The sequence below is a fragment of the Lysinibacillus contaminans genome (genome assembly GCF_001278945.1).
GTDB classification, from domain to species: Bacteria; Bacillota; Bacilli; order Bacillales_A; family Planococcaceae; genus Lysinibacillus; species Lysinibacillus contaminans.
The window spans coordinates 862,360-876,246 of record NZ_LGRV01000003.1 but is presented as its reverse complement, the minus strand read 5'-3'; the positions used below and the strand labels follow the sequence as shown (position 1 = coordinate 876,246).

General features: G+C 37.9%; 12 protein-coding genes. 1 reads left to right on the top strand and 11 read right to left on the bottom strand.

What is annotated here, in order from left to right; translation table 11 throughout:
- Positions 1-27 precede the first annotated feature (27 nt).
- From AEA09_RS06505 to AEA09_RS06495, 3 genes are all read right to left on the bottom strand, one after another.
- A complete protein-coding gene (locus tag AEA09_RS06505; RefSeq protein WP_053583063.1) occupies positions 28-1,455 on the bottom strand; it encodes an MFS transporter in 1,428 nt (475 codons plus the stop codon).
- A 68-nt stretch (positions 1,456-1,523) separates the two neighbouring features.
- A complete protein-coding gene (speB, locus tag AEA09_RS06500) occupies positions 1,524-2,480 on the bottom strand; it encodes an agmatinase (protein ID WP_053583062.1) in 957 nt (318 codons plus the stop codon).
- A gap of 377 nt (positions 2,481-2,857) precedes the next feature.
- A complete protein-coding gene (locus tag AEA09_RS06495; RefSeq protein ID WP_245622799.1) occupies positions 2,858-4,201 on the bottom strand; it encodes a sigma-54 interaction domain-containing protein in 1,344 nt (447 codons plus the stop codon).
- A gap of 153 nt (positions 4,202-4,354) precedes the next feature.
- On the opposite strand from AEA09_RS06495, the gene AEA09_RS06490 reads away from it, so the two are divergent.
- Positions 4,355-4,612 (top strand): hypothetical protein, encoded by a 258-nt coding sequence (locus AEA09_RS06490; protein WP_053583061.1) that lies wholly within the window; start codon positions 4,355-4,357, stop codon positions 4,610-4,612.
- A gap of 558 nt (positions 4,613-5,170) precedes the next feature.
- Here AEA09_RS06490 and AEA09_RS06485 read toward each other — a convergent pair.
- The 8 genes from AEA09_RS06485 to AEA09_RS06450 form a co-directional block, all read right to left on the bottom strand.
- The gene (locus AEA09_RS06485; protein WP_053583060.1) at positions 5,171-5,878 is read right to left on the bottom strand and encodes a Dph6-related ATP pyrophosphatase; all 708 of its coding nucleotides are present in this window, start codon (positions 5,876-5,878) and stop codon (positions 5,171-5,173) included.
- A gap of 466 nt (positions 5,879-6,344) precedes the next feature.
- Complete coding sequence (locus tag AEA09_RS06480; RefSeq protein ID WP_053583059.1) at positions 6,345-6,575, bottom strand: hypothetical protein; 231 nt, start codon at positions 6,573-6,575, stop codon at positions 6,345-6,347.
- 109 nt (positions 6,576-6,684) lie between these two features.
- On the bottom strand, positions 6,685-8,679 hold the full coding sequence (locus AEA09_RS06475) for a methyl-accepting chemotaxis protein (RefSeq protein ID WP_053583058.1): 1,995 nt from the start codon (positions 8,677-8,679) through the stop codon (positions 6,685-6,687).
- A gap of 334 nt (positions 8,680-9,013) precedes the next feature.
- Positions 9,014-9,949 (bottom strand): ribonuclease Z, encoded by a 936-nt coding sequence (rnz, locus tag AEA09_RS06470; protein ID WP_053583057.1) that lies wholly within the window; start codon positions 9,947-9,949, stop codon positions 9,014-9,016.
- A 456-nt stretch (positions 9,950-10,405) separates the two neighbouring features.
- Entirely contained in the window at positions 10,406-11,242 is an 837-nt protein-coding gene (locus AEA09_RS06465) for a class I SAM-dependent methyltransferase (protein ID WP_053583056.1), read from the bottom strand.
- On the bottom strand, positions 11,239-12,744 hold the full coding sequence (locus AEA09_RS06460) for a cobyric acid synthase (RefSeq protein WP_053583055.1): 1,506 nt from the start codon (positions 12,742-12,744) through the stop codon (positions 11,239-11,241). The genes AEA09_RS06465 and AEA09_RS06460 overlap by 4 nt, the downstream gene beginning before the upstream one ends.
- 12 nt (positions 12,745-12,756) lie before the next feature.
- Entirely contained in the window at positions 12,757-13,293 is a 537-nt protein-coding gene (locus AEA09_RS06455) for a cob(I)yrinic acid a,c-diamide adenosyltransferase (RefSeq protein WP_053583054.1), read from the bottom strand.
- 25 nt (positions 13,294-13,318) lie between these two features.
- Positions 13,319-13,882 carry a nitroreductase family protein gene (locus tag AEA09_RS06450; protein WP_053583053.1) on the bottom strand — a complete coding sequence of 188 codons (564 nt, stop codon included), beginning with the start codon at positions 13,880-13,882 and terminating at the stop codon, positions 13,319-13,321.
- Positions 13,883-13,887: the final 5 nt, after the last annotated feature.

The following is a 13,887-nucleotide window of genomic DNA, read 5'->3' as shown; positions in this document are numbered from 1 at the left end:
CTACCATACATCCAAAACCTAATAAGATTATTTCACGTAACTTATTGTGTTTGCACTAGCTGGGATTGAAGATGTATCCTTTACTATTCCTTCATCTGATTTTATAGTTTTATTGATATATAGGATTGCAGGTATTGCAAATAGGATATTAACTAAAATTCCAACTGACGCGGCAATATGGATGCTTGCAAATGAAACTATGACACCATACACAGCTGTTGAAATCGCGATGCCAAATGAAAATCCGAGTGAGCTCGACATTTTATAGATTCCAGATGCTACACCTACCTTATCATCTGCAATATTAACAACGGCTGTATCTGTTGAAGGTGTTGCGTACATTCCGATACCAAGTCCAGCAATTAAGAACCCAATAAATACAACAAGAATATATGCAAGGTCTGGCAAGAATGTCATTGCCGTCATACTAATACCGATTGTTGAAACGAACACGGAAATCAGCATAGGTTTACGGGCGCCCATATTCTGTAACATTTTTTCGCCTACTCGGATCATAACAAGAACGGCAATAACATTCCCAATAGTTAATAATCCTGTTTGAAACGATGTAAAGCCACGAGCTAACTGGACGTAAGTATTGGCAACGACAACTGTTGCTGCAATTCCATTTTGCAAAAAGTTTGAAACAACTGCCCCTGAATATGCCTGTGTTTTAAACAAAGAAAAATCAATAAATTGATTTGTTTTACGACGTTCTACCAAGAAGAATGTAATCATCAATACAAAAGCAATTGCAATTAAACCAACAGTTAATGGGCTTGTCCAACCGAAATCTTGTCCGCGCGTCACAATCATATTAATAGCAAGCATCGTCAGTACGAACAACAAAAATCCTGTGAAGTCGAATTTTTGTTGTGACACTTCTTCTGCTTTACTCTCTGAAATATCCTTTAATAAGTACATTGAGAGAAGTGCAATCGCGATTGAAAAGACAAAAATCCATCTCCATCCGGCATAAGTAGCAATTGCACCACCAACAAGTGCCGTACAGCCACCACCACCCCAAGAACCAAATGACCAATAGCTAAGTGCGCGTTGACGATCTTCACCTTCAAATGAAGATTTAACCAACGCTATGGTTGACGGCATAATACATGCAGCAGAAAGCCCTTGCACAATACGTCCCAAAATAAGAATCGATGCATTTTGAGAAATAATAATAAGCACACAGCCTACGATACTAAAAACCAACCCAAAATAAGTTAATTTTTTCCTTCCTATTTTATCTGAAATTCCTCCAGCCGCAACGATAAAAAGTCCTGAAAATAGTGATGTTAAACTTATTGCAATATTCAATGTTCCTAATGAAACATTTAGATCTTTTTGGACTGCTGGAATAATATTTACCATGGATTGTGCAAATAGCCAAAATGTTAATACAGCTAAAATGATTCCGATAATCATACGATTCGTACCAGTTTTTTTAGCTTGCATCGTTTTTCCCCCTTTTAAAATACCGCGAATAACAGAATTTTCAGACTTTATATAATGAATAAAATTCTTTATTTCGAATCACGTTCTTTTAAAATAAAGCTAATAAAATCAAGCATTATACGAGCACCAACTTGACTTGTAATTCCTGATAAATCATAGGGAGGTGAAACCTCAACTAAGTCAAAGCCAATTACATTTCCACGTTTCGCAATAGCATCAATCATGTCATATACTTCATCGTATAAGAGCCCGCCTGGTGATGGGGTACCAGTTCCAGGTGCAATAGATGGATCCAAACCATCGATATCGATAGTAACATAATAGTTATCTCCTTCTGGAATTGAAGCTATTACTTCCTCGATCCCCATTTTACGAATTTGTCTCGGAGATAGAATTACACTTCCATATTCTTTCGCAGCATCAGCATCTTCTTTTTTACTACTACTAATCCCACGAATACCAAATTGGAACATTTTGTCAACATGATCCATTTCTGATAATCGACGAAGAGAACTACCATGACCAAATCGTTGACCTGAACGATGATCTGCCCAATCCAAATGCGCATCTATTTGAATAACATGGAACTTACCGATGTTATCCAACGCGCGCCCCACTGGAATTGTAATAGAATGGTCGCCACCCATAACAACTGGTATTGCACCTTTTTCAACGATTTTCCGAATTGCTGCTTCTACATTATCAAAGCTTTGTTCCAAATCACCATGCACCATATCTACATCGCCACAGTCATATACTTTATAATTAGGACTTAAATACGTAATACCTTTTTCAATATCATAAGCTCCCTCTAATCCGAAGCTATATAAAGTAGAACCCTCACGGATACCACGTGGTCCCATTCGTGTGCCACCCTTCCATTGTGCCCCCATATCATATGGAACTCCAATTACAGCTACGTCCGCATCTAATTGTTCTAAGTTTGTACAGATTGGATATTTTCCGAATGAACAAATTCCCGTGTAAGGTAGGTTTAAAAATTGTTTTTCATCTGGATTTCTCATTTTGCATACACCCTTTTGTAAATTATTTAAGCACACAAATTGCTTATTAATATTTTTATAGCAATTTGTGTGCCAACTTTAGGGAATATACGGATTTTAATTTTTGATAAGCATTATACTCCTCTAAACAGGCGTAATTCTAAGCATTCAAGTAGAATAATTTTTTCTACAGGTTCTTTACTTTTCAACCTCAATACAAATATTGACTCTAAAACGAATTAAATATAGTCAGCTTTGACTAACCCTCTTCAACTATCTATATAAAACACTGAAAATATACTAAGTAATGATAGGTTTCAAGAGAGTGCAGAAGGACCCCCAATAAGAAGATACTGTATTCACGGAGGTGTAAGAAGGATGGAGTATATTACTCCCTTCTACTCGTTTACGTATTGATTTATTTTTCGATTCGCGGTGGATTGACTTATTCCTAATTTTTTCGCAAGTTTTATACTACTAGGGTATTTTTTATACATCATCTTAATATAATCACCTTCAACTTTTTCTAATAAATCACCAAGTTTGGGTTCCTCATTTGAAGTTACTATATTCTCATCAACTTCTATATCTACAAGATCCTTATTGGAAGTTATTAAGATTCTCTCGATATAATTACGTAGTTCACGAATATTTCCTGGCCACTCTTGCAAATACATCCATGAGATTAAATTGGTCGATAACACTTTTTTCAGATGATGTTTGTTATTCAATTCCTCTGTTATTGCATTGACTAACACTGGTATTTCCTCGCGTCTTTCACGTAAAGGAGGAACTTTAATTTTAATAACGTTAATACGATAATATAAATCTTCACGGAATTTTTTCTCTAAGACGAGTTGGTGCAAATCTTTATTAGTTGCATAAATAATTCTGCATTTTATGTCAATTTGTCCGTTACTACCAACACGTTGAATCGCTCGATTTTGCAGAACTGATAACAATTTCACTTGAAGATTATGTGGTAGTTCGGCAATTTCGTCCAATAGAATCGTACCCTTCCCTGCAGCTTCAAAATACCCAAGTTTCCCTCCTTTTTTTGCACCAGTGAATGCGCCTTCCACGTATCCAAACAGCTCAGATTCAATCAATGCCTCTGGAATTGCACCACAGTTTACTTCAATAAATGGCTCTCTATTTCGATTAGAGAGCATATGAATTTTTCTTGCTATGTAGTTTTTCCCAACACCTGAATCACCTTCCAACAATACTGATACATCTAAATCGCAAACCTTTTCTACTACTGCAAAAACATCACGCATTTTGCCTGATATACTCGATTCAGTTACACTTTGTTCCTTTTTCAGTGCCTCTATTTCTTGTTCATATAATCGAATTTGCGCAGCGACATTTTCATTTGTTCTCTTTAAATAATCCAGCTCTGTAATATCTCTTGAAAAGCTTATTACCCCAACCATTGCACTAAATTCTACAATCGGAAAACCTGTAACAACAAGCTTTCGGCCCATTATGGAGTTTTGAATTACCATTTCTACTTTGCCAGTTTTCAACACTTTACATATAACTGAAGGCGATAAAATCCCTTTCGCTTCAAGGTCAAAAGCATTTTGATGGACAATTTCTTCAGATTTCATTCCAAAAAAGTCTTTCGAATTTTCACTTGCATACAAGATCCTTCCTTCCGTATCAGCGATAAAAATTTCGTCAAATGAATACTTTAACAAATGTTGTAAAAAGACATTACTTCGATGTATCAACTCCAAAGAAATCCCCCCTAGTCAATAATGGGTATAGCATACCCGTTATTGACTGACAATTCAATTAATTTAAAATAAAAATTTACAATTCTAGTTTCAAAGTTCATGAAACCATTATGAACACTAATATTTTTGTAGAAACAAAAGAAGGGAAAAAGATTGAGAGATAACGCTCCGCATGGTTTTGAAATCCCAATTCAAATACTGAAGAGATTAAATTTTGCTCATGTAAAGAAATATAAAAATCATTATATAACATGTTTACAAGAAAACATTCAAGATAAAGTATTTATTGTTATGACTTCGCACCACAATGTAAAACTTAAGAAAGAAGAATTACTTTGGTTAGAGTTACTCATTATATATGTAAATAGCTTTATTGGAAATGCTAAGGTAATTGAAGAGTTATCTAATTAATACAAAATTTCAATAAGTATTGATTCGTCGTTGCAGAAGGAAAGAATAATTTCTAGAAATGGTATTGAAATGTGGGGGATATTTGAAGAACAATGGATTCCTTTAGAAGAATTATATTTTAATTTTTTTTCAATACGTTTGAAACTAGCGATTTACATATTCAGTAATCTTTTAGATTATAGTAAAGCTGTGCTTTAGAGTTTGCAGCCCTGATATTTAGCTTAAGGTTGATATAAAATACAAAAACAGCTCTCAGTGTCACAATGAAAGCTGCTTATCCAAGCATCTCAACGCTCACACTCTTCATGCCACCTTCCGATTGCGAAAACCTGTAGTAGTTATTTTGAGAATGGCTATTACAGGCTACGCGCTTGTGTTCTTCCTGAATATTTCGCACAACATCCACCAGCTATCTCTTACAATAAAAGTAAAAAATCTTTAATGAATCACATGGAACTTATTATTGATAGACACATGCAAGGCGAGCCGTTTCATCATTAACATAACAAACCACCATTCCAAGTTAGATAGATGGTTACTGTATTTCTAAGAGTGAAATTAACCAATTTCAGTACCATTGTTTACTAATTTCAAAGGCAGAAAAGCATATTCTCCCTTTTTAATAATCTCACATTTACGAACAAGAATAGGTTGTTTGAAAATGGGTCCATTAATTACCGAAGTATGGAACTCCCCACCTTCTCCACATGGGTCAATACCACGAGCTTCAAGCTCCTTCACAAATTCATGGGTTAATGTTCGTCCTAAATCGTCTTCCCGCATTCCTAATGATAAATTAACAGTTACTACGATTGTTTTAAATCCTAGATTTATGAACTCCTCGACAGCTTCACGATGGTTCATTTCCCATAATGGAATTCCCAGTTTTAATCCTACATTCTTCGTAACCATTTCATGCCAACAGTCCTGAGCAGGCAAATCTATGTCTCCTGTGACTAATACTTCTGCACCTTGATCTTTAGCTTTTTCTAATAAAGATGTAAATACTTTTTCATAATCTGTCCAACCTGAAACTCCAGTATATACAGGCAAACCAATCGATTTAGCTTGGGCATGTAGGAGTTCTGGAGGCATTCCATGGGATCTAGAACATCCCCCTTCTTCCTCCAGCATTACAATCAAACCCACCGCTTCTCCAACCTTCAATGCTTTATATAAAGCTAAGGCACTATCCTTTCCTCCACTAAAAGAAGCTACAAATCTACGCCCGTAAGCACCATTTTTCCAATCCATTAATTCTGACATTCATTTCTTACCCCTTTATTTCAAAATATCTGCTATTAGCTATTCCATATTTCATTGATTTTATCATGATTGGGCATTACAGATAGGATATTATTGCACATCGGTACAAAAATATTTGAAATCACTTCTACAATAAAAAAATGGATTCTCACTAAAATCTGTACGTGACAGCTCATTCCACTACAGGCGGACGCTTTGCAGGGGGCGAGCCTTGAGCCGCTTCGTCACAAAACACACTGGTCCTGCAGGGTCTCAAGCTGCTCACTAATCCCCTAGGAGTCGCCACCTTTCGTTCCATGTGCTTATTTATAGTAGTGTTTACTCTAAATCAAGCACATATTTTGTGGATGTTCAAAAAAAATAATCAAACATTATTTCAATACGATAACGAAAAACACCCGCAACTGCTAAATGTAAGCTAGCAATTGCGGGTGTTCTATTAAAATATGTTCGCATTAGCAATGTTTCACATATGACCAGCACGAATTTTCTTCACAATACTGTATGTAGTCAACATTGACATCGGAGCAAGAGCAGCAATTGAAATAAGCCAAATTTTCAAGTTTTCTGCAGCCTTTAACCCTTCATAATTTGTTAAAACAAAAATAACAAGTCCACCTAAAAGTAAATAGCTCAGCACGTTTGGAAAAATGACAAGTAAACGCAAAACCGCTGGCGGCAATTTCTGTTGATTCATACAACCACTCCCCTTCTCTCAATTATACGTAAATCAGCTATCAAACGCACTACCTTTCTCAAAAACCTCTAAAACTAATACTAGCCTCCCTAATAGGAGGCTAGTATTCTTATACTTTATATTTGCCAGCAGATTGTTGCAGATTATTAGCTGTTGAATTTAACCTATCAATTACAGCTGTCATTTCATTCATGCTAGTCGCTTGATCTTGCGCTTTTTGCGCTACTGCATCTACGCTTGTAGCCGTCTGTTTCGCAAGTAATGAAACATCTTCCATCGTAGCTGTTACTTCTTCTGTGCTTGCTGCGATTTCTTCTGTTGAACTTGATACTTGGTCAACTTGTTCAGCTAACACTTGAATCCCATTATTAATTCCTTCAAATGCTCGCTGAGCCTCATTGGCAATTGTACGGCCAGCATGTAATACGTTGGCTGTTGAATTGATTGCTTCTACAATTTCAGTAGTTTCCATTTGTACACTGCCAACAACTTGTGAAATGCGCACGGCTGCCATTTTTGATTCTTCCGCTAGTTTTCGTACTTCCTCTGCTACAACAGCAAATCCCTTACCTGCTTCACCAGCACGCGCCGCTTCAATTGAAGCATTCAATGCAAGCAAGTTCGTTTGATCGGAAATGGCTGTAATTACATTCGTAAATTCTCCGATCATTCCTGATAGTTTCACTAACTCTTGTGTACGTACAACAGATATATCTGTTTTTTCATACACATCTATTAATTGTTTATGTAAACGATTCATGATTTTCAAACCGTTGTTAGCATTTTCTTCAGTATCGCGAGAAATAGAAGAGATTTCAGCAATAGACTCAGAAATATGCTGAATACTACGTGCTAATTCTTCCATCGAATGTGCGCTGTCCTCTGTATTTTTCAGTTGCCCAAAAGTTGCCTGCGCAACCTGCTTTGACTCTTCTTGAATAAGATGAGAGGACGCAAGGGTATCATGAGAATTGCTATGAATGATACTCGTGGCATCTTTAATTTGATGCGCTTCCTGTTTCAAATCACGCATAATATGTTGGAAGTTTTCCATCATTGCGTTAAAGGACGTTACGAGCTGACCAATCTCATCTTGAGACGTCACTTCAATACGCTTCGTTAAGTCCGCTTCGCCTTGGCTAATGTCCTCAAGTGAATTTCGCACACTTAAAATACGTGTTACCTGACGTGATATTGAAAAACCTGTTGTAAAGAAAATAATACACACGACCAATAAAGAAGCAATAATCGTACCTGTTAATATATTTGTCAGAACATTATTCGAAACAACCACAGCTAAATACGAACCATCTGATAGCGGTTTCACATATTGCGTAACACGTGTACCCTCATAGCGTCCTGAAAAATCTGCAGCATCCTTTGCCGTAAATTGGTCTTTTGTAAAACCAATCTCCTCTAAATTCTTCTCTGATGTAGCAACAATGGCTTCCCCAGCATCATTAACAACGGCTGCAAATAACACTGTAGATGATAAATGATTTTTTAATTCGTTTATGTAATATTCACTACCAATACTCGTTTCTAAATCAAGTAGCTGTTGACCGTGGCGTGCGACTTGTATGATTTGAGGAGTTGCTGGGTCCCAACTACTAACACCCACAAATTTATAAAATTCACCGTCAACATCACGAGTTTGTGCTTTCTGAACAATTTCCTTTGTACTACCTTCCAAAAGCTGCATATATTCAGCGGCTTGCCCGTTTGGATCAGAGCCAAAATTAAAATCTACCGTTGGTGCAACAGAAGTCACGGCTGTATTCCCTTTATCATCTGTACTCCAAATTTCATCCATACCACCGCGTTCTGCAATTGCTTTTAAATCTTCATATGTAGCGCCTTCATTAATAATATATGAAGCCATCACGGACTCTGCAATCATTTCCTGTTCCATGATTTCTTCAGTTTTCGCCCTAGATTGAATAGCCCCTTCCATTCCCATAGAGATTGAATCAACAAGAGCCTCACCATTACTTTTCACGCTTTTATAGGTTGCTTGAAAGATATACACTGAAAATGCGCCGATAATTAACACAACAATTATCATAATCTCGAGCATCATCTTCCACTTCATTGACTTCACCATAAACCTGTCCCCCTGATGATGTTACATAATTTCAATTTCATCATACAATAACCGTTCAATATATTTAATTATTTTTTCCCAAAAATTAGCTTATTAAATTTATTTTAGATAGGAAAATGTCATTATTTCGTAATAAAATTTCAGAATTTTCTAAAGTAGATAGAAATATATTAATAAATCATGCGATATTACAAGATATTTATTATTTCCACCTGAATTATTCTATATATTTCTTCATTCCTATACGGTTTGTTTGGCCTATTTAGACAAAAAAATAAGCATCTTTTTTAGTGTACATTCACAAAAAAAGATACTTATCTTTATATTTATATAATTAACAGGTTAACTTACCATTATGCCAACTAAATAAAGCATAATCTGATGTTAAATAAGTTTGAGCAAAAATCCCCTGTGCTTCTGCTAAAAACTGCGGGAAGTCACTTGGTAAAAATCGTGCACTTAAATGATTTAAAAGTAAATAACGTGCCTGGGCTCGGCTTGCAACAGTCGCCGCTTCCATATTTGTTGAATGTCCATAATTTGCTGCTAATTCAATTGTAGAACCGTCAAATGTAGCTTCATGTACAACAATATCTGCATCTTTTGCTAAGGCAATCGCTTCTTCACAGTATTTTGTATCTCCTAAAATCGTTAAAGTAAACCCTTTTTGAGGTGGTGCCAATACATCTGTAGCTCGCACTATTACACCGTTATCTAGTTTAATGTCTCGACCGCTTTTTAACTGGCCCAAAAGAGGACCCTTTGGCACACCGAGTGCCTGAGTTTTTTCAAACAGTAACTCTCCTGGCAAATCCTTCTGCTCAATCCGGTAGCCGAAACAAGGTACAACATGACGTAATTCACCTGCTCGTACGACAAACTGTGCATCTTCGTAAATAATGCCCTCACTTACCTCTACAAATTTTAGCGGATACGTCAAATGTGTTTTGGATAAAGCGAGCGTCATCTCAATCCATTGTTGTAATCCAATTGGGCCATAAATCGTTAGCTCCTCATCCCCACCTTGAAAAGAACGTGAGCTAAGGAATCCCGGCAACCCGAAAATATGATCACCATGTAAATGTGTCACAAAAATCTTTGTCACTTTACGAGGCTTTAAAGATGTACGCAATATTTGATGTTGAGTCGCCTCACCACAATCAAACAGCCACATTTCGCCGATTTCATCAAGTAACTTCACCATTAATGCACTTGTGTTTCGTTCCTTAGATGGCATCCCTGCGCCTGTCCCTAAAAAATGTAACTGCATATACTTCACCTCAATTTACTCTGTTTCTTATTTTATAAACCAATTATGATTTAATCAATTTAATAATTCGTATTTCCATCAATAAATATGAACATTGCAAAGATAAAAAATATGATTGTTCACATCGTTACGCTACAGGCGGACGCTTTCCGCGGGCAAGCACCGAGCCGCTTCCCTCGCTACGCTCAGTCCAGGGTCTCGGTTCGCTTGCTTTTCCCGCTGGAGTCGCCGCCTTCCGCTCTACTGAGATGTTCGTAATTTTCCCTAGAAAAACTATTTATGAAATTAACTCGATTAGTAATAAATAGAGTTATTATATCATGACGAATCACTACCAACTACTCATTCGTCTCCTGCATCAAATCTGAAAGTCTCTTTCAAATAAAATAGCTGTATTCCTTTAGGAGGAATACAGCTGTTTTTTTACTAATCATCTAATTAATTGTGTGCTTAGCACTATTTTGGCTCCCAAGAAACAAGGGCTGCATGGAAGTCGTGGCGATAGTAATATCGACCATCTACTTCTTCAATAAAGGGTGCAAGTGCCTCCTCTACATGCGCACGTTGGTAACCTTCAGTTAAGATTTTTTTACTTTGCGTCGTAATGAGTTGCTCATAGGAATTATATTCATATGTACGTTTAAGTTTCACAATATCACACTCCGCATAAATATCCATTTCATAGAGCAAATTTAAAAATTCAATATAGTCTCTACGTGGAAACTTGATATCGTAGCCATACTTTGCATGTAGGACCTCATAGTGTGGTTGAATCGGACCTGTCGTCATCCCTATGATGGCACGCTTTTTCGCAAGTCGGTTCATATGGCGAAGTGCCTCTTTAATATGAATCATACGATAAAAGCAATTTACCCCGATTACAACGTCATGCGCGCCGATAGTATCCTCGCCCAGTTCTTCCCACTTCGCATGGACATAACTCACATGCTCTTGATCACTTAAACAGCTTTCTAAGTATGCAAGCACACTCTCAGAACTATCAACACATGTTAACTTCTTTGCATAATCGGCCAGTGGAAACGTGTAGTTACCCCAGCCTGGTCCAATCTCCAAAACAGATTGTTGCGGTTCAATCTTTTCGCGTATTGCTTCAAAAATACGTGCTGCATATGGATCGGTTTGTCCAATTTTCTTACGTGCGATCGACTGTGCCCAAAACTGCTCTTCTAATGTATCATCTACCATACGCTCCGGCATTTTCCCATGCCAATCTTTCATACCTTCTTGCCATAATGCCTCATAATTAATAGCGAGTGGTCCTTTTCTTGTCATGCCTTCACCTCTAAATTAAGCAGTTCATATACTTTTTCCATATCTATATTTGCACGCACATGTTTAGCCAACATATTATAGGCTTCCTCACGGCGTTCTGCATCACTTTTCACATCACTTGTTAGCAATGTTAACCCTTTTTTCACGCGTAATTCATTGACAAGTTTTCGTGTAAACAGACGGTTATGGAATAATCCGTGGAAATATGAACCGATCACTTGCCCATCTGCACTTACAGCTCCATCAACACGACCATCTGCTAACTGTAAAAACGGTGATACTTCTTCACGTAAAATCGTTGTGCGTCCAAGATGAATTTCATAGCCAGTTAACTCCATAGCACTGTCCGTTAATGTGCCGGACATTTGTACCGTTTTTTTATCGCCAACAAAAATCGTTTCAATAGGCAATAACGCTAACCCTTGTGCATTTTCTCCATTGCCTTCAACCGCATCAGGGTCTAATAACGTTTCCCCAAGCATTTGGAAGCCACCGCAAATACCGATAATTTTCGTTCCACATGCACGTAGATTTTCAATAGCTAAATCAAAACCTTGCGCCTTTAACCAAGCTAAATCATCTATCGTACTTTTCGTTCCCGGCACAATTAAAAGGTCTGGTGTCCCTAGTTCAGACACATTCGCTATTAAACGGACACCGACTTCAGGCTCATCAAAAAATGGATCGACATCGGTAAAATTCGAAATACGCGGTAAACGAATCATGGCCACATCAATCGCAAATTCATCTTTTTTTGGTTTTTTAAATCGTAATGCAGACAATGCTAGTGAATCTTCTGCTTCGATATTGACATCCATATACGGCACTACACCCAGTACAGGAATTCCCGTTTCCTGCTCAAGCCACGTAATTCCATCATCTAGCAATTCGCGCATACCACGGAATTTATTAATAACTATGCCTTTGACACGCGCACGCTCCGCGTCATCTAAAAGAGCAAGTGTTCCAATAATCGACGCAAAGACGCCCCCTCTATCGATATCGGCCACTAAAACGACTGCTGCATCAGCTAAATGTGCCATGCGCATATTAGCAATATCACGGTCTTTCAAGTTGATTTCAGCTGGACTTCCTGCGCCTTCTAACACAATGACATCATATGCTTCTTGTAATTTCCGCACGGATTTTTCTACAATTGGCATCGCATCGCTTACAAACTTGTTACGGTAGCTTTTTGCATCCATATCTAAAAAATGCTTGCCGTGCACAATTACCTCAGACACCATATTTTGCTTTGGCTTTAGTAAAATCGGGTTCATATCCGTCGTAGCGACTACGCGCGCTGCTTCCGCCTGTACGCCTTGTGCACGACCGATTTCCCCACCATCCTCTGTCACGAACGAATTGAGTGCCATATTTTGTGACTTAAAGGGCACTACACGTAGTCCATCATTCGAAAATATACGACAAAGCGCGGTACAAATCATACTTTTCCCTACATCTGAAGCCGTTCCTTGAATCATAATTGACTTAGCAGGCATATTAGTTCCTCCTTAAAATTCGAGCCCTTTGACTGCTGGAATTCCTTCGTCATAATAATGTTTCGTCGCATCGATTGTCGATACTAAATCAGCCATTTCAATGAGTGTTGCATTTGCACTACGACCTGTTACGACAATATGCATCGTTGGGGGGCGATTTTGAATAGCTTCAATGACTTCAGCTAAAGGTAGGACATCATCGACAGGGAATTTCGTAATAGCAAGTGCATTATTCAGTTCATCTAGCACTAGTAAGTCGATGCTGTCATCTTGCAAAGCTGCTTTTGTTTTTGTCCAGGCTTTTGCAAGGGCTACTCTGTGTTCTTCTGGTGTTTTCGTCCATGTAAAGCCGATCCCCATTTGTTCCATTTCAACCCCGAGCTTACGAAGCGCAATTTGCTCTCCATAAGTACGATCGGGTGATTTAATAAACTGCATATAGCGTACATTTAAGCCGCGGCCAACTGCACGTAATGTCACACCAAGTGAGGCAGTTGTTTTCCCTTTGCCTTCACCTGTATACATTAAAAACAAGCCTTTTCTAGCCATTTATTTTCATCTCCTATCAATTAAGCTAAGCAAGCCAAGTTGTTTTTTCTTCAAATGAAGTGCGTTTCTTTTCTGTTACGAGTTGCTCTTCTGGATAGCCAATGAAAATCGTACCAACGACCTTTTGTGTGTTACTTGCACCGATAAATTCATGCATACGCGTATCATGTACAAGTCCTACGCCACGTGTACGCCACACGAAGCCAAGTCCTAGTTCCTCTGCTGCAAGCCACATCGACATAATGGCACTGCATACAGCAAAAACATTGTCTTCTGTTGCGTCAGCATCACCTTCAACGATATCTGCGGTAACAACAATAGCAACTGGCGTCGTTTGTACAACTTTTAATGAACTTTCAACTAGATTCGGTTTTGTCGGAAAACGTTCTTGTAAATAAGCAGTTGCCATTTCTTCATAACGTTGCATTGCCTCACCTTGCATGACATAAAAATGCCAAGGTTCACGCATTCTGTCATTTGGCGCATAAGTAGCTGCTTGTAAGATTTGCTCAATCTTCTCTTTTTCAACAGCTAGTGTTGTGTAATTACGAATCGCTCGTCTTTGTTTTAATGCTTCGATGACTGACATACTGT